The sequence below is a fragment of the Streptomyces sp. NBC_01471 genome (assembly GCF_041438865.1).
Lineage (GTDB): Bacteria > Actinomycetota > Actinomycetes > Streptomycetales > Streptomycetaceae > Streptomyces.
Genome location: NZ_CP109450.1, coordinates 5,095,957 through 5,112,542, shown reverse-complemented (window position 1 = coordinate 5,112,542; position 16,586 = coordinate 5,095,957). Strand labels below are relative to the sequence as shown.

At 69.5% G+C, this 16,586-nt stretch carries 16 protein-coding genes, 1 tRNA gene and 1 riboswitch; of the genes, 7 read left to right on the top strand and 10 right to left on the bottom strand.

Going from position 1 to position 16,586, the window contains the following annotated elements; all coding sequences use genetic code 11:
- Positions 1-41: 41 nt before the first annotated feature.
- From OG285_RS22900 to OG285_RS22890, 3 genes are all read right to left on the bottom strand, one after another.
- Positions 42-1,565 carry a multicopper oxidase family protein gene (locus tag OG285_RS22900; RefSeq protein WP_356833277.1) on the bottom strand — a complete coding sequence of 508 codons (1,524 nt, stop codon included), beginning with the start codon at positions 1,563-1,565 and terminating at the stop codon, positions 42-44.
- Positions 1,566-2,004: 439 nt separating this feature from the next.
- Positions 2,005-2,808 carry an ABC transporter permease gene (locus OG285_RS22895; protein WP_371792050.1) on the bottom strand — a complete coding sequence of 268 codons (804 nt, stop codon included), beginning with the start codon at positions 2,806-2,808 and terminating at the stop codon, positions 2,005-2,007.
- On the bottom strand, positions 2,801-3,601 hold the full coding sequence (locus tag OG285_RS22890; protein WP_356833273.1) for an ABC-2 family transporter protein: 801 nt from the start codon (positions 3,599-3,601) through the stop codon (positions 2,801-2,803). The genes OG285_RS22895 and OG285_RS22890 overlap by 8 nt, the downstream gene beginning before the upstream one ends.
- A gap of 220 nt (positions 3,602-3,821) precedes the next feature.
- Between OG285_RS22890 and OG285_RS22885 the strand changes: the two genes are divergently transcribed.
- Both OG285_RS22885 and OG285_RS22880 read left to right on the top strand, forming a co-directional pair.
- Positions 3,822-6,158: a transglycosylase domain-containing protein gene (locus OG285_RS22885; RefSeq protein ID WP_371792049.1), complete on the top strand. Its 2,337-nt coding sequence runs from the start codon at positions 3,822-3,824 to the stop codon at positions 6,156-6,158.
- A 98-nt stretch (positions 6,159-6,256) separates the two neighbouring features.
- Positions 6,257-7,444: a GDSL-type esterase/lipase family protein gene (locus OG285_RS22880; protein ID WP_371792048.1), complete on the top strand. Its 1,188-nt coding sequence runs from the start codon at positions 6,257-6,259 to the stop codon at positions 7,442-7,444.
- 54 nt (positions 7,445-7,498) lie between these two features.
- Here the strand turns inward: OG285_RS22880 and OG285_RS22875 are convergent, their stop codons facing one another.
- The 3 genes from OG285_RS22875 to OG285_RS22865 form a co-directional block, all read right to left on the bottom strand.
- Positions 7,499-7,819 carry a multidrug efflux SMR transporter gene (locus tag OG285_RS22875; protein ID WP_356833267.1) on the bottom strand — a complete coding sequence of 107 codons (321 nt, stop codon included), beginning with the start codon at positions 7,817-7,819 and terminating at the stop codon, positions 7,499-7,501.
- Positions 7,820-7,848: 29 nt separating this feature from the next.
- Positions 7,849-7,919, bottom strand: a riboswitch (guanidine-III (ykkC-III) riboswitch).
- A 55-nt stretch (positions 7,920-7,974) separates the two neighbouring features.
- Positions 7,975-8,310, bottom strand: a complete 336-nt coding sequence (locus OG285_RS22870) for a co-chaperone GroES (protein WP_356833265.1) — start codon at positions 8,308-8,310, stop codon at positions 7,975-7,977.
- A gap of 85 nt (positions 8,311-8,395) precedes the next feature.
- Positions 8,396-8,728: a DUF3618 domain-containing protein gene (locus OG285_RS22865; RefSeq protein WP_371792047.1), complete on the bottom strand. Its 333-nt coding sequence runs from the start codon at positions 8,726-8,728 to the stop codon at positions 8,396-8,398.
- Between the two features lie 138 nt (positions 8,729-8,866).
- Between OG285_RS22865 and bcp the strand changes: the two genes are divergently transcribed.
- The 4 genes from bcp (at position 8,867) to OG285_RS22845 (ending at position 12,374) form a co-directional block, all read left to right on the top strand.
- Positions 8,867-9,334: a thioredoxin-dependent thiol peroxidase gene (gene bcp / locus OG285_RS22860; RefSeq protein ID WP_356833261.1), complete on the top strand. Its 468-nt coding sequence runs from the start codon at positions 8,867-8,869 to the stop codon at positions 9,332-9,334.
- 227 nt (positions 9,335-9,561) lie between these two features.
- Positions 9,562-11,058, top strand: coding sequence for a glycine betaine/L-proline transporter ProP (gene proP, locus OG285_RS22855; protein WP_356833259.1), 1,497 nt, complete (start codon positions 9,562-9,564; stop codon positions 11,056-11,058).
- A gap of 156 nt (positions 11,059-11,214) precedes the next feature.
- Positions 11,215-12,219, top strand: coding sequence for an HNH endonuclease signature motif containing protein (locus OG285_RS22850; RefSeq protein ID WP_371792046.1), 1,005 nt, complete (start codon positions 11,215-11,217; stop codon positions 12,217-12,219).
- A 69-nt stretch (positions 12,220-12,288) separates the two neighbouring features.
- A tRNA-Leu gene (locus OG285_RS22845) sits at positions 12,289-12,374 on the top strand.
- Positions 12,375-12,426: 52 nt separating this feature from the next.
- Here OG285_RS22845 and rdgB read toward each other — a convergent pair.
- From rdgB to OG285_RS22830, 3 genes are all read right to left on the bottom strand, one after another.
- Positions 12,427-13,029: an RdgB/HAM1 family non-canonical purine NTP pyrophosphatase gene (gene rdgB, locus OG285_RS22840; protein ID WP_356833255.1), complete on the bottom strand. Its 603-nt coding sequence runs from the start codon at positions 13,027-13,029 to the stop codon at positions 12,427-12,429.
- A gap of 113 nt (positions 13,030-13,142) precedes the next feature.
- Entirely contained in the window at positions 13,143-13,868 is a 726-nt protein-coding gene (gene rph, locus OG285_RS22835; protein WP_356833253.1) for a ribonuclease PH, read from the bottom strand.
- A gap of 108 nt (positions 13,869-13,976) precedes the next feature.
- Positions 13,977-14,273, bottom strand: a complete 297-nt coding sequence (locus tag OG285_RS22830) for a PTS glucose/sucrose transporter subunit IIB (RefSeq protein WP_356833251.1) — start codon at positions 14,271-14,273, stop codon at positions 13,977-13,979.
- Positions 14,274-14,425: 152 nt separating this feature from the next.
- Here OG285_RS22830 and OG285_RS22825 point away from each other — a divergent pair, with 152 nt between their 5' ends.
- On the top strand, positions 14,426-15,688 hold the full coding sequence (locus OG285_RS22825; RefSeq protein WP_356833249.1) for a PTS transporter subunit EIIC: 1,263 nt from the start codon (positions 14,426-14,428) through the stop codon (positions 15,686-15,688).
- A gap of 78 nt (positions 15,689-15,766) precedes the next feature.
- Here the strand turns inward: OG285_RS22825 and OG285_RS22820 are convergent, their stop codons facing one another.
- A complete protein-coding gene (locus OG285_RS22820) occupies positions 15,767-16,519 on the bottom strand; it encodes an MBL fold metallo-hydrolase (RefSeq protein ID WP_356833247.1) in 753 nt (250 codons plus the stop codon).
- Positions 16,520-16,586: the final 67 nt, after the last annotated feature.

Sequence of the window (16,586 nt, the reverse complement as noted above, 5' to 3'; positions counted from 1 at the left end):
ACCGTCCGGCGGGGCATGGCACGGACGTGGTCGGCGCACCGTCAACGGACGTAGTCGACGAGCTGCATCATGCCCCTGTCCTCGTGCTGAAGGTGATGGCAGTGCACGAGGGCCCGGCCCGCGAAGTCCTTGAAGCGGACGCGCAGGGTCACCGAACCGGCGCGGTTGATGCCGATGGTGTCCTGCCAGACCGGCGTGTCCAGCGGGCGTCCGTCGACTGCGGTGACCAGGAAGTGATTGGTGTGCAGGTGGAACGGGTGGTTGGAGTGGCCGGCCGAGTCGTTGTGGAGAGTCCACTCCTCGGTGTCGCCGAGCCGCAGGGTGTGGTTGACGTACGAAGGGTCGAACCGCCCGTACGTGGGATCGGCGGGGTCGGCCGGATCGTGCGTGGCGGGCGTCGCTCCGTCACCGGTGATGCGGAACGCGTGGGTGAACCGCTGCCCGGGGAAGGCGTCCGTGTCGCTGTGGAAGGTCAGGGAGCGGCGGCGCACCACCTCGCCCGGGTCGATGAACGGCGTGGGGCCCGGCAGTTCGGCGGGAAGTTCCATCCTCGTCGCGGGCCCGTCGACCACGACGACGGTGGCCAGGAGCGTGCTGCCCGCCATGATCCGGTAGGTGCCGGGCCGCTCCGCCCTGACCAGGACGTCGGCGCGGTTCCCCATGGCCAGGGTGACGCGGTCGCGCTCGACGGGCCGGGTGAAGGCGATCCCGTCCATGGCGATCTGGTGCAGGGTGTGTCCCTCCAGCTCGACCGGCAGGACGGTGAACGCGGATGCGTTGATCAGCCGCCAGCGTTGCACCTCGCCGACGCGCAGCCGGTGTACGGGCCGGTAGTTGCCGTTCACGACGAAGGTCGACGGCAGCGAACTCAGGTCGTCCTCGGCGCGCAGATCGGGGACCTGGCCCTTGGACAGCTTGAGCTCGCCGACGCACATCACGACATCCCGCGCCGCGGAGATCTCGGGGACCCGGTCGATCCTGCCTTCCACGATCAGCGCGCCCATCAGGCCGCCGGAGAGTTGCACGGCGGCCGAGCCGTGCACATGGGGGTGGTACCAGAACGTGCCGCCCTCGTGGTCGGCGGGAATCTCGATCCGGCTGACGTAGCTCCGCGTGGTCAGGCCGTGGGCCGGATCGTAGGGGGCGAATTCACGGAAGACGTTGTCGGCGTTCCCGGCCGGTGACACATGGAGGCCGTGGGTGTGCACATTGAACGAGTTGAACTTGTGCGGGATGTTGTGGTCGCCGTGGGACTCCTGGTCGGGATTGGGCGGCAGGTTGTTGATGTGGGTGAGGTCGAGCAGCTCGCCCGGCCCCAGGCGCAGCGTCGGCCCATTGACATGCCCGTTGTAGAGCCGGAGGTTGACGTTGCCGACCCCGGGGAGCACGCCACGGGTGAAGGCGACCCGCAGGGTGGCCGACAGGACGCCGTTCTTCGAACGGATCAGGGGCGGCTGAGGAAACGGCGCCGCCGCCGCGGCCCGCGGGGCGAGCCGCAGGCCGGCGGCCAGGGCCGGGGCGGACGCCAGCAAGGTGCGCCTGCTGACACCGTGTGCTGCATGCATGAACCAGCCTCCAGTCAAAGACTCATGAACGTGTCCTCTCTACGGGAAACGCTTGAATCTACGCAATAACGACACTCCCCCAGCCCGTCGCGGTCGAGCTCACGAGCGAGTGCGCGGCCAAGCCGGCCCGGAGCGAGGGCGGCAGCATCGAGCAGCCCGCACCGGGCCCCGGGCGGCTGAGCCCGGTCCTGCACTTCTCGCGCCCCATCGCGAAGAGCATCCAGGCTCCTCCCCATGGGCTTTCACCAAGGGGCGTGGCAGGATCCGGCCGCATGGAATGCTCCGAGGTGACCCGGCGTCGGCGCATGATCCGGCACTGCTCCGACAAGCCGCTGGACGAAGTCATCCACCGCGGGCATTGGGGCCGACGCGCCTGAGCCTGCGCCGGCGCGCGGGAAGCGTACGGCGCCCCGGATGCCGAGGATCGGCCGGACGATCCCTAACTCCCCGTGCTCCGGTACGACCTCAGCCCCGCCCGCCACGCCACCCCCGCCAGCGCGCAGCACACCACGGCCACTACGGGCGGCAGGAACGCCAGCCACTCCGGCAGGTCCAGCGGGTACGGCCGGCCCAGCACGTACAGCGCGGGCAGCCAGTTGACGAAGGCCAGCGGGAACACGAAGGTCACCCCGCGCAGCAGGTCCTTCGCGAAGATCGTCGGCGGGTACTGGAGCAGCGTCACCCCTCCGTACGTGAAGGAGTTCTGCACCTCCGACGCGTCCTGCGCCCAGAACTGGAACGCCGCCCCCGCCACGAACACCGCCGAGAAGACCACCCCGCCGCTGAGCACCATCATCGGCACCATCAGGACCTTCAGCGGCGTCCAGTGGACATCGACGACCGCCAGCCCGTACCCGAGGATCAGCAGCCCCTGGGTGATCCGGCCCAGTCTGCGCAGGGCGAAGCGGTCCGCCGCGATCTGGGCGATGACCGGGACGGGGCGCACCAGGAGCGTGTCCAGCGTCCCGTCGCGCACCCGGCGGCCCAGCCGGTCCATCGAGCCCATCACCAGGTCGGAGATGCCGAAGGCGGTCGAAGCGCTCCCGTACAGGAAGGCGATCTCGCCGAGCGAGTAGCCGCCGAGCCGGTCGACGTGCGAGAACATCAGCAGGATCGCGGCGAAGTCGAGCCCGGTCGCCGCGAAGTTGCCGAAGGCCGTCATCACGAACGACGCCCGGTACGCCATCGTCGAGCGGATCCACATGCCCGCGATCAGCCAGTAGGCACGCAGCCCCTCAGCCACCCTGCACCACCACCCTCCTGGTCGCGGCGGACTGCAGCAGCCGCCCGGCGCCGAGCAGCACCACGGCCCAGCCGAGCTGGAACGCGTACGCCGTCACCAGGTCCCAGCCGGTCCGCTTGCCCAGGAGGATGTCGGCCGGTACCTGGAGCAGCACCGACCAGGGCAGCACCCGGGCCACGTCGCCCAGCACGCCGGGGAAGAGGTTCAGCGGCAGCAGCATCCCGGAGAAGAACATTCCGGAGATCCCCGCGATCTGCGCGACACCCGCCCCGTCCATCAGCCAGAACGCGGAGAGCGCCACGAGATAGCGGATCGCGAAGCTGACGATCACCCCGAAGAGCAGCGAGACCAGGAACGCGAGCCACACGAAAGGGTCGGCCGGCAGCGCGAGGTGGAACGCGAGCGCCCCCAGTGCCATGGGCGCCGCCCCGCGCCCGATGAGCTGGAAGGCGGCCCGCCCCAAGTCGCCTGCCATCCACCAGAGTTGCAGGTCGACCGGGCGGTAGAGGTCGATCGCGATGTCACCGGTGCGGATACGCTCGATGAGTTCGTCCTCCCCGCCGCCGCCCAGCAGCGCCATCGTCGCCAGCATCGCCTGGCCGAGCCAGACGTAGGTGAGGGCCTGCGACTGGTCGTAGCCGCCGAGGTGCGGGCGCTCGTCCCAGAGCGCGATGTAGGTGTACGCCATGATGAAACCGAAGACGGTGTTGGTGAACACCCCGGCGGCCGTCGCCACCCGGTAGGTCGCGAAGCGGCGGAACCCCCCTGCGGCCACGACCGCGTACAACCGCATCCCTGAGAGCCCCCTCTCGCCCGTCGCCCGCCCCGGAGCCCGCGGAGCACAGCCCCACGAGGCACCAAAGCGCACGACCTTAGTCCAGCGGAGCGTGCGCCGCGACCGAATAAACCGTCCAGTTCGAACCGGGCGGCCCAACAGTGTTTTATGGGCGTACAGAACGATTCATCCGAATACGACACCCTTACGACACCTTGTGCCGGACGCTGGAGAGACAGTGAGCGACGAGCAGCCACAGCAGCCCGGCTGGACCCCGCGGGACCGCGAAGGCGGCGGCCCGGCCGAGCAGCCCGGTTCCGCCGCAGGCGCCGGTGCCTCCGGCCGCACCGGGAAGGCGGCCAAGAAGCGCAAGCGCCCCAGGCGCAAGGGCTGGCGACGGCTGATCCCCACCTGGCGGATGGTCCTGGGCGCCGTTCTGGTGATCCTCCTGCTGATCATCGGAGGCTTCATCGCGGGCTACAACCTCGTCGACATCCCCGCCGCCAACACCGCGGCCACCGCACAGAGCAACGTCTACCTCTACTCGGACGGCACCGAAATCGCCCGCGACGGCCAGGTCAACCGCGAGAACGTACAGCTCTCCCAGATCCCCATCGGCGTCCAGCGCGCCGCGCTCTCCGCCGAGGACCGCGACTTCTACTCCGAGAGCGCCATCGACCCCGAGGCCATGGTCCGCGCCGCGTGGAACACCGTGACCGGCAAGGGCACCCAGGGCGGCTCGACCATCACCCAGCAGTACGTCAAGAACTACTACCTCGGCCAGGAACAGACCATCAGCCGCAAGGTCAAGGAGTTCTTCATCTCGATCAAGCTCGACCGCGAGGAGAGCAAGGACGACATCCTCGCGGGGTACCTGAACACCAGTTACTTCGGGCGCAACGCCTACGGCATCCAGGCCGCCGCCCAGGCGTACTACGGCAAGAACATCCAGGACATCGACATCGCCCAGGGCGCCTACCTCGCGTCCCTGCTCAACGCCCCCAGCGCGTACGACATCGTGGTGCACCCCGAGAACAAGGGCCGCGCCGAGGCCCGCTGGAACTACGTGCTCGACGGCATGGTCAAGAAGAAGTGGCTCAGCCCCGGGGCGCGCGCCGGGGAGAAGTTCCCGGTGCCCGGCAAGGTCAAGCCGTCGTCCGGTCTCTCCGGGCAGCGCGGCTACCTCGTCCAGGCCGTCAAGGACGACCTCACCAGCAACAAGGTCATCGACGAGGACACCCTCGCCACCGGCGGCTACCGCATCACGACCACCCTCCAGCGCAGCAAGCAGCAGGCGCTCACCAAAGCCGTGAACGACCAGGTGAACAGCAAGCTCAGCAAGAGCCGCAGCGCCGACCGCAACGTCCGCGTCGGCGGCGCGTCGGTGGAACCCGACACGGGCAAGGTCGTCGCGATGTACGGCGGCATCGACTACACGAAGCAGTACGTCAACAACGCCACCCGGCGGGACTACCAGGTCGGCTCCACCTTCAAGCCGTTCGTCTTCGCCTCGGCCGTGGAGAACCGTTCGACCACCCGGGACGGGCGCAGGATCACCCCGAGCACCATCTACGACGGCACCAACCACCGCACGGTGCAGGGCCCCAACGGATCCACCGGCTACGCGCCGGGCAACGAGGACGACGTGTCGTACGGCAACATCACCGTCGCCACCGCCACCGACAAGTCCGTCAACGCGGTGTACGCGCAGATGGCCGAGGACGTCGGCCCGTCCAGGGTCGAGCAGACCGCCGTGGACCTCGGCATCCCGAAGAAGACCCCCGACCTCAACCCGTACTCCTCCATCGCGCTCGGGCCCTCCACCGCCAGCGTGCTGGACATGAGCGAGGCGTACGCGACACTCGCCGGCCACGGCAAGCACGGGACGTACACCATCGTCGAGAAGGCCACCAAGAACGGCCAGAAGCTCTCGCTGCCGAAGAAGCGCACCGTCCAGGGCGTCAGCCGGCAGGCCGCGGACACCACGACGTCGATCCTGAAGAGCGTCGTCGCGCACGGCACCGGCACCGCGGCCAAGTCCGCGGGACGGCCCGCGGCGGGCAAGACCGGCACGGCGGAGAGCGACAAGGCCGCCTGGTTCGCCGGATACACGCCCGACCTGTCGACCGTCATCTCGGTGATGGGCCAGGACCCGGCCACCGGAGTGCAGAAGCCGCTGTACGGGGCGCTCGGCCTGCCCCGCATCAACGGCGGCGGCGCACCGGCCCAGATCTGGGGCCAGTACACGGGGGCCGCACTCGCGGGCACCCCACGCACGCCCTTCCGCCTCGACCTCCAGTCGGGCGCGCACCAGGAGGCGCTGCCCACCCCGGCCAAGAGCTCCGCGTCCCCCTCGGCGACGGCGTCGTCCTCCTCGTCGAGCGAGACACCGACCGGACCGCCGTCCGCACCGCCGAGCACCGAACCCACCACCACTCCCCCGGAACCGTCGGAGACCCCGAGCAGCGAGAACCCGGGCGTGATCGGCGGACTGACGGACGGCGGCACCGACACGGGCGGAGGCACGGACGGCGGCACGGGGGGCGAGACCGGGGGCGGCACCACGGGCGGCTGACACCGGGGTGGCAGTTCGACGGCTGGAACTGCGGCAGCCGGACCTTCGGCAGCCGGAAATGGTGTGCGGATCGGTAAACCGGTTGACAGGCTGAGCCCATGAATTCCCCGCACCACGACACCCCCGCGCTGATCAGCACGCCCCTCACCGAGGACCTCGTACGAGGCGCCCTCGACGTCGAACGCACCGAGCACGGCCTCCTGCCGCACCGGCTGCCCGCCCGGGCCCGCGCCCAGTGCTCCGACGAGCAGCTGGCCATGGCGGAGGCCCAGCCGTCCGGCGTGCGGCTGGCCATCCGCACCCGGGCCACCACCGTCGAGCTGGACACCCTCCGCACCAAGATGGCCTACGAGGGCGCACCGCCCCGCCCCGACGGGCTGTACGACCTGCTCGTCGACGGCCGCCTGACCGACCGGGCCGTCGTGACCGGCGGCAACGTAAGGCTGGTCGACCTGGCCACCGGTTCCGCGGAGACCCACCCGGGACCGGTCGGCACCGTCCGGTTCACCGGCCTGCCGGCCGGCCCCAAGGACATCGAGATCTGGCTGCCGTACAACGAGGTCACCGAACTGGTCGCGCTGCGCACCGACGCCCCCGTCGATGCCGTACCGGGCAGCGGCCGCAACGTATGGCTGCACCACGGCAGTTCGATCAGCCACGGCTCCAACGCCGAGAGCTCCACCACGACATGGCCCGCGCTGGCCGCCTCGCTCGGCGGCGCGGAGCTCATCAACGTCGGGCTCGGCGGCAGCGCCCTCCTCGACCCGTTCACGGCCCGCGCCCTGCGGGACACCCCCGCGGACCTGATCAGCGTCAAGATCGGCATCAACATCGTCAACGCCGACCTGATGCGGCTGCGCGCCTTCACCCCGGCCGTGCACGGCTTCCTCGACACGATCCGCGAGGGCCACCCCACCACACCACTGCTGGTCGTCTCGCCGATCCACTGCCCCATCCACGAGGACACCCCGGGACCCTGCGCCCCCGACTTCAGCAACGGGACGGTCCAGTTCGTGGCCACCGGCGACCCGGCGGAGCGCGCCGCGGGGAAGCTGACACTCAACGTCATCCGTGCGGAACTGTCCCGCATCGTGGAGCAGCGGGCAGCCGACGACCCCCACCTGCACTACCTCGACGGAAACGAGCTCTACGGCGAGGCGGACTTCGCCGAGCTGCCGCTGCCGGACCAGCTCCACCCGGACGCCGCGACGCACTGTCGCATCGGCGAACGCTTCGCCGAGCTGGCCTTCGGCACGGACGGACCGTTCACGGCCCGCCGGGCCTGAACCACCAGCGCCAGGGGCTTCCGTACGGGAAACCCCTGGCGTTGGCCGACAGGCCTAATGCCCGGATGTCGCCTTCAGGCCGACGACCGCGACCAGCAGCAGGCAGACGAAGAAGATCCGGGCGGCGGTGGTGGGCTCGCCCAGGACGACCATGCCCAGAATCGCCGCACCGGCCGCGCCGATCCCCACCCAGACGCCGTACGCCGTGCCGATCGGCAGGGTCTTGGCCGCCTGCGACAGCAGCAGCATCGACGCGACGATGCCCACGCCGGTGAAGAGGCTGGGCCACAGCCTCGTAAAACCTTCGGTGTACTTCATCCCGATCGACCAGGCCACTTCGAGCAGACCAGCGACGACGAGCAGAATCCAGGCCATGACGGCACCTCCGCGAGACGGATCAGCAGGGTGCGTCGTCTTTGCAGTCGATCTGCCCGGTACGGCGCGTCTCGTCGGGGTCGTTCCACCGTAGCAAATACCGCGCGGAGCGGCGGCGGCTCCGCCCAGCTGGACCGTGGGCAGCGTGGGCAGCGCTACAGATACAGCCCGGTCGAATCGTCGGACACCCGCTCCGAAGCCACCGCGTGCAGATCGCGCTCCCGCATCAGGACGTACGCCACACCCCGGACCTCCACCTCGGCCCGGTCCTCCGGGTCGTACAGCACGCGGTCCCCCGGCACCACGGTCCGGACGTTCTGCCCGACCGCCACCACCTCGGCCCAGGACAGCCGCCTGCCGACAGCGGCGGTGGCCGGAATCAGGATGCCGCCGCCGGAGCGCCGCTCGCCCTCCGGGCTGTCGGACTTGACCAGCACGCGGTCGTGCAGCATCCGGATGGGCAGCTTGTCGTCGTGGGTGTTCTCGCTCACAGGCTCGAACCTACCTGGCCCGGGGCCGGGTGTTCACCGAAGGGTCCACACCCGGGCCACCGGCCGGCCTCCCGGCCCGCGGGCGTCAGCAGCCCCGCCGCCGCTTCGCCGACACGGCACAGAGGCCCACCAGGCCCACCGTGAGCAGCGCCACCGGGATCACGCGCTCCAGTCGTGGTGCGCCGTCCTCCCGCACGAACTGCGCCCGCACTCCGTTCGCCGTGCGGTTCAGCGCGACGAACGCGCGCCCCGCGGTCTGGTCGACGGCCGATGTGACCTTGGCCCTGGCGTCTCCCACGATCGTGCTGGGGTGCAGCCGCACACCGATCTCGTCCAGCGTGTCCGCGAGATCCGCGCGCCGGGTCTCGATGTCCGCCTCGATCTGCGCCGGGGTCCTGGCATCCGTGGCATCCGACACTGCGCTGCCTCCGTGGTCGTGTCCGGTAGTCGTTGCTCGACAGTCTGTCAGCTCCAGCGGGAACGCACCCCGCGGCACCCCTATTACGCTCTGCCCCATCCGTACCTCACGGTCACAGACCCTCCCGAGGAGAGCTTGATGAGCGAGCGACTGCAGCCCGGCGACACCGCCCCCGCCTTCACCCTGCCCGACGCGGACGGCAAGGAGATCTCCCTCGCCGCTTACCGGGGCCGCAAGGTCATCGTGTACTTCTACCCGGCAGCACTTACCCCTGGATGCACCAAGCAGGCCTGCGACTTCACGGACAACCTGGAGTTCCTGTCCGGCGCCGGATACGACGTCATCGGGGTCTCACCGGACAAGCCGGAGAAGCTGGCGAAATTCCGCGAGCAGGAATCCCTCAAGGTCACACTGGTCGGCGACCCGTCCAAGGAGACCCTCGCCGCGTACGGCGCATTCGGAGAGAAGAAGCTCTACGGCAAAACGGTGACCGGGGTCATCAGGTCGACGGTCGTCGTGGACGAGAACGGGAAGATCGAACACGCTTTCTACAACGTCAAGGCCACCGGCCACGTGGCGAAAATCATCAAGGATCTCGGCCTCTGAGACACCCTCCCGAGCCCCGTTCCGAGCCCCGTTCCAAGCCCTCCGCGAGCCCCGTCCGGGACACCCGCAGACACCCGGACGGGTCGGAGAAGTTGCGGTAGTGGCCGGTAGGCGCCGAAAATTCGTGACCAAGGTCCCTTTTCCCCGGGGCCCTGGTTTGCGATCGCCACCGCTGTGCAGAAGAGCCTCCTGCGTGTTTTTGTATGCCCACAGAGAGGACGACAACCATGGCGGACACCGGCCACCACACCGCCGCCGACCCCGCGGCGGTCAAACGCCACCGCGACCTCTTCCGGATCATCGACCGCCGGAAGAACCCGCGGCTGCGTCGCACCGACATCACGGTGACCGACGAGGCCGCGATCAAGCGGGCGGTGAAGGCGGCCAGTCTCGGTAACGCCATGGAGTGGTTCGACTTCGGCATCTACAGCTACCTCGCGGCCACGATCGGCCGTGTCTTCTTCCCCGGGGGAAGCAGTACGGTCCAGCTGCTGGCGTCGTTCGCCACCTTCGCGGTCGCGTTCCTGATCCGCCCGGTCGGCGGCATGGTCTTCGGCCCGATGGGCGACAAGATCGGCCGCAAGAAGGTCCTCGCCATGACCATGATCATGATGGCGATCGGGACCTTCGCGATCGGGGTGCTCCCCTCGTACGCGGCTGTCGGCTTCTGGTCACCGGCCCTGCTGATCTTCTTCCGTCTGGTGCAGGGCTTCTCCACCGGCGGTGAGTACGGGGGCGCCTCGACCTTCATCGCCGAGTACGCGCCCGACAAGCGCCGCGGGTACTTCGGCAGCTTCCTGGAGTTCGGGACACTCGCCGGGTATGTGGGCTCGGCGGGCCTGGTCACGCTGATGACCACGCTCATCGGCTCCGGCGGGATGGACAGCTGGGGCTGGCGCGTGCCGTTCCTGGTCGCGGGCCCGCTGGGCCTGGTCGGTCTCTACCTGCGGCTCAAGCTGGACGAGACACCCGCCTTCCAGAAGATGACGGGCGAGAACGTGGGCGCCGGGGAAGCGGCCGACGCCGTCGAGACCTCCGCCAAGGGCGACCTCAGGGCGATCTTCCGCGACCACTGGCGCGCCCTGGTCCTCTGCATCTGCCTGGTCGGCGCGTACAACATCACCGACTACATGCTGCTGTCGTACATGCCGACCTACCTCTCGGACGAGCTCGGCTACGGCGACACACACGGCCTGCTGGTCCTGCTGGGCGTCATGGTCGTCCTGATGCTGGTCATCAACCAGGTGGGCAAGCTGAACGACCGCTTCGGCCGGAAGCCGCTCCTGATGGCGGGCATGCTCGGCTTCCTGATCCTGTCGCTCCCGGCCTTCCTCCTGATCCGCCAGGGCTCCATCCCGGCGATCATCATCGGCATGGCGATGCTGGGCCTCTCGCTGGTGTGCATGCTGGGCACGATGTCGGCGGCGCTCCCGGCCCTCTTCCCGACGCAGGTCCGGTACGGGTCGCTGTCGGTGGGCTACAACCTCTCGACGTCCCTCTTCGGCGGGACGACCCCGTTCGTGATCACCGCGCTGATCAGCGTGGCGCACACCAACCTGATGCCGGCGTACTACGCGATGGGCGCGGCCCTGGTGGGCGTGATCTCGGTGCTCTGCATGAAGGAAACCGCCCAGCAGCCCCTGGAGGGCTCACCCCCCTCGGTGGAGACGAAGGAAGAGGCGGCCGAGATAGTCGAGTCCCAGGCCCCGGAACCCCGCTTCTGACCCACCCCCGAAGCCCGGCCCCCGGCACCCCCGAACGGCCCGTACCGGCCCCCACCCGGTACGGGCCGTTCCGCTTCCCGGACGTGACGGCGCGGCCGGCGGTTCGTTACTCCGTACGGGGTCACGAACGTGTGACCGGGACGGAGGGGACACACCATGACCGACCCGTACGAGCGGGAGACACTCACCCGGGCCGTGGCCGAGTCCAGGAACTGGACCGATGTGATGCGCCGGCTCGGCCTCCGCAAGAGCGGCGGGCGGCACCGCGTACTCAGGGCGAGAGCCGCCGCCCTTTCCATCGACACCAGTCACTTCCAGCAGCGCAGCCCCTTTCGCAGGTACACGGACGAGGCGATAGCCGCAGCCGTCAGTACGTCCTCGACGCTCCGCGAAGTCGTGGTCAAGCTCGGCGCTCCGCCCGCGACCGGCACGCTGTCGCACATCCGCAGGCGCATCGCCGCCGCCGGCATCGACGTCAGCCACTTTCCCGGCCTGAACCGCCCGGATGAACCCCGGCTCCGCTTCAGCCCCGAGGAACTGCGGAACGCCGCCGACTCGGCCGACAGCGTGCGCGGAGCAGCCCGTCTGCTCGGACTGGCCGACGGGGACAGCCGGTCACACACAGCGCTGGCAGCGCTGCTCAGGAAGCACGGCATCGACACTTCCCACTTCCGCAACGCGCGAGTGGCGATCGATGAGGGCGCACTGCGAGCGGCGGTGCCGGCGGCCACCAGCTACGCGGACATCATGCGCTCGCTCGGCCTTGAGGTGAATGACACCAACCACCGCCGCATCCGCCGCAGGGTGTTGCAACTCAAGCTCGACACCGGCCACTTCAAGCGCCGCTCCTGGGCGTCGGCCCGCGTACCGGAACCGCGGTCGATCGCGCCGCAGACTCTGGTCGTCATGGACCAGGGGTCCTCACGCGCGAACCGGCCCAGGCTCCACCGTGCGCTCCAGGAGGTGGGCGTCGCCTACCGGTGCGAGTCCTGTGGGAACCCCGGCGCATGGATGGGCCGGCCGATCACGCTCCAGATCGACCACATCAACGGCGACTGGCTCGACAACCGCCGGGAGAATCTCCGGTACCTGTGCCCGAACTGTCATGCGCTGACCGACACCTGGTGCCGGAACCGCAGGAAACAGTCGTCAGGTGCATAGGCCCTGTCCCGCCGTAAGGGTGCGACATACCCCGTACGGCTGTCGGCCGAGTACCATGAGCGGCATCCTGCGGCCTTGGCGCAGCTGGTTGACGCGATCGGTTTAGGTCCGGTTTGTCCGTTTGGACTAGGTGGGTTCGAGTCCCACAGGCCGCACATGGCTGGAGGGGCGTTCCGCACTGCGGGATGCCCCTCCAGTGTTCACGGGTCAGCCCAACAGCTCCCGCACCGCCGGTACCAGGGCGCGGAACGCCTGGCCCCGGTGGCTGATCGCGTTCTTCTCCCCCGCCGTGAGTTCCGCGCACGTGCGGGTCTCGCCGGACGGCTGGAGGATCGGGTCGTAGCCGAAGCCTCCGCTGCCCGCCGGGGTGGCGCGGAGGGTGCCCAGGAGGCGGCCCTCGACCACGCGTTCCGTGCCGTCGGGGAGGGCCAGGGCCGCCGCGCAGGCGAAGTGGGCGCCCCGGTGCGGGTCGTCGATGTCCGAGAGCTGGGCCAGCAGCAGGCGGAGGTTGGCCTCGTCGTCGCCGTGGGTGCCCGACCAGCGGGCCGAGAAGATGCCGGGGGCGCCGTTCAGGACGTCCACGCAGAGGCCCGAGTCGTCGGCCACGGCGGGCAGGCCGGTGGCCTGTGCCATGGCGTGGGCCTTGAGCAGGGCGTTCTCGGCGAAGGTGACGCCTGTTTCCTTGACGTCCGGGACTTCGGGGTACGCGTCCGTGCCGACCAGTTCGTGGGGCAGGCCCGCGTCGGCGAGGATCGCTTCGAGTTCGGTGATTTTCCCGGCGTTGCGGGTGGCGAGGATCAGACGGGTCATGCGTCCAGTATCAGGGGCGTCCAGAGCCAGGGACGTCCGGTACGAGGTGGCGTACGGGGGGCTGGCGGGGCGGACCGCATGCCGGCACCGCCCGCCCCCGTACGCCCACTCCGCTACTTGCCGAGCGCCTCGGCCTGGAGCGCGGTGAGGTCGGCGCAGCCGCCGGTGGCCAGGTCGAGCAGGGCGTTGAGCTCCTTGCGGTCGAAGGGCTCGGCCTCGGCCGTCCCCTGGACCTCGACGAAGCGGCCGTCGCCGGTGCAGACGACGTTCATGTCGGTCTCGGCGCGCACGTCCTCCTCGTAACGGAGGTCGAGCAGCGGTGTTCCGTCGACGATGCCGACGCTGATCGCGGAGACCGTGTCGGTGAGGGGCTTGCGGCCGGACCTGATGAGCTTCTTGGACTGGGCCCAGGTGACCGCGTCGGCCAGCGCGACGTACGCCCCGGTGATGGCGGCGGTGCGGGTGCCGCCGTCGGCCTGGAGGACGTCGCAGTCGAGCACGATCGTGTTCTCGCCGAGCGCCTTGTAGTCGATGACCGCGCGCAGTGAGCGGCCGATGAGGCGGGAGATCTCGTGCGTACGGCCGCCGATCTTGCCGCGGACGGACTCCCGGTCGCCCCGGGTGTTGGTGGAGCGCGGGAGCATCGAGTACTCGGCGGTGACCCAGCCCTCCCCGCTGCCCTTGCGCCAGCGCGGTACGCCTTCGGTGAAGGAGGCGGTGCAGAAGACTTTGGTGTCGCCGAAGGAGATGAGGACGGAGCCCTCGGCGTGCTTGCTCCAAGCGCGCTCAATGGTGACCGGGCGGAGTTCTTCGGGGGTGCGGCCGTCGATACGAGACATGGGTCCGAGCCTATCGGCCGCGGTGGGGCGGGACGCCCGGGACCGGTGGCGGGGCGGGCGCTGCCCCGTCGCGCCGCCGCCGGTCCGGGGCGCCGGTGCGTCATCCGTTCACATCATGTCCTCGATGTCCGCCGCGATGGGGTCGGCGTCGGTGCCGATGACGACCTGGATCGCGGTGCCCATCTTGACGACGCCGTGGGCGCCTGCGGCCTTGAGCGCGGCGTCGTCCACGAGGGAGGGGTCCTTCACCTCGGTGCGCAGCCGGGTGATGCAGCCTTCGATCTCCTCGATGTTGTCGAGGCCGCCGAGCCCCGCGACGATCTTCTCAGCCTTAGTGGCCATGTCTGACTCCTGAGTGTCTCTTGGCGGCCCGGCTCTCCGGTCCGTTTCGTCACGGTAACGCACGATTGGCCCCCTTATACGGGCGGGCAACCGTGCCGCCTCGGAAGATGGCGGACACTGGTGCAGCGCCCGGGGCACAGCATCGGATCGCGCCGTAGGTGGTCCGCCGCCCTGTACGGCGACCACCAGCAGGGCCGACGCCAGGAGGACGCCGAATGAGCACCAGCAGCGCGGCCGTGCCACAGAGCCCACCGGCGAAGAAGTGGTGGAACGGCCTCTTCCAGGGGCTTCAGAAGGTCGGCCGGAGTCTTCAGCTGCCCGTCGCGGTGCTGCCCGCGGCCGGTCTGCTCGTCAGCCTCGGCAACCTCTTCACCGCGTATCTGCACGGCGCCTTCTGGGACAAGACGGCCAAGGTCTTTCTCGCTGGCGGCAATTCGATCCTTGACGGGGCGTTCGGTCTGCCGCTGCTCTTCTGTATCGGTGTCGCGATCGGCTTCGCGAAGAAGGCGGACGGCTCGACGGCGCTGGCGGCGGTCGTCGGCTTCCTCGTCTACCACGGTGTCCTGGGCGCGTTCCCGATCGGCGGCTCGGTGACGAAGGCGCTTCCGGCGGGGACGCCGCAGAACCCGGGTGTGCTGGGCGGCATCCTCATCGGGCTGCTGACCGCGATCGTCTGGCAGCGGTTCCACCGCACCCGGCTGGTCGACTGGCTGGGCTTCTTCAACGGCCGCCGGCTGGTCCCGATCCTGATGGCCTTCCTCGGCGTCATCCTCGGCGTGGTGTTCGGGCTGGTCTGGCAGCCGGTGGGCGATGCGCTGACCTGGTTCTCGAAGCATCTGATCAGCCTGGGCGCGTGGGGTGCGGCGATCTTCGGTGTGGCCAACCGGCTGCTCATCCCGATCGGCATGCACCAGTTCCTGAACACCTTCTTCTGGTTCCAGGCGGGTACGTTCACCAAGCCGGACGGGACCGGGGTGCAGGGCGACATCACGCGGTTCTTCGCCGGTGACCCGAGTGCGGGGCAGTTCACGTCGGGCTTCTTCCCGATCATGATGTTCGGTCTGCCCGCCGCGGCCCTGGCCATCGCGCACTGTGCGCGGCCTGAGCGGCGCAAGCAGGTCATGGGTCTGATGATCTCGGTCGCGCTGACGTCGTTCGTGACCGGGGTGACCGAGCCGCTGGAGTTCTCGTTCATGTTCGCGGCGCCGCTGCTGTACGGGCTGCACGCGCTGCTGACCGGTGCGTCGATGGGGATCACCTGGGCCCTGGGGGTCCACGCGGGGTTCAGTTTCTCGGCCGGTCTGATCGACTACGTCATCAACTGGCACCTCGATACGAAACCCTGGCTGATCATCCCGATCGGCCTGTGCTTCGCGGTGGTGTACTACGTGGTCTTCCGGTTCGTGATCACCAAGTTCAACGTGATGACGCCGGGGCGCGAGCCGGACGAGGACGTCGACGACGTCACCAAGGCCTGACGGCAGCACACGGCGGTCTGAAGCCCGCGGGCCCCGGAACCGCACCGGTCCCGGGGCCCGCTTCGAGCACGCGGCGGGTCAGATCTCGTACACCGCACCCGGCTTCGCCAGCTCCACCGGCCCGTCGTACACCGCCCGCGCGTCCGCCAGGTTGCGTTTGGCGTCGGTCCACGGCGGGATGTGGGTGAGCACCATGTGTCCCACCCCGGCGCGCGCCGCGTGTGCTCCGGCCTCGCGGCCGTTGAGGTGGAGGTCGGCGACGTCCTCCTTGCCGTGGGTGAAGGACGCTTCGCAGAGGAACAGGTCGGCGCCGACGGCCAGTTCGTGCAGCGGGTCGCACACGCCGGTGTCCCCGGAGTACGTGAGCACGCTGCCGCCGTGCTCGATCCGGATGGCATAGGCCTCGACCGGGTGGCACACCTTCTCGGTGCGCACCGAGAACGGCCCGATGTCGAACGAGGCGGACTTCAGGGTGCGGAAGTCGAAGACCTCGCCCATCGACGTGGAGGACGGGGTGTCCGCGTATGCCGTGGTCAGCCGTTCGGCCGCGCCCTCGGGGGCGTACACGGGGATCGCGGGGCAGCGCCCGCCGTCGTGCCGGTAGTAGCGCGCGACGAAGTACGCGCACATGTCGATGCAGTGGTCCGAGTGGAGATGGCTGAGGAAGACGGCGTCGAGATCGTAGAGACCGCAGTAGTGCTGCAGCTCGCCGAGGGCGCCGTTGCCCATGTCGAGGAGCAGCCGGAAGCCGTCGGCCTCTACGAGGTAGCTCGAACAGGCCGATTCCGCGGAGGGGAACGACCCCGAGCAGCCGACGACGGTGAGCTTCATGGAGTGGGAACCTCCGTGGACGGGCCGGGCGACGAGGGTCGAGCGGTCCGTCGAGCCTAAGGCGCCG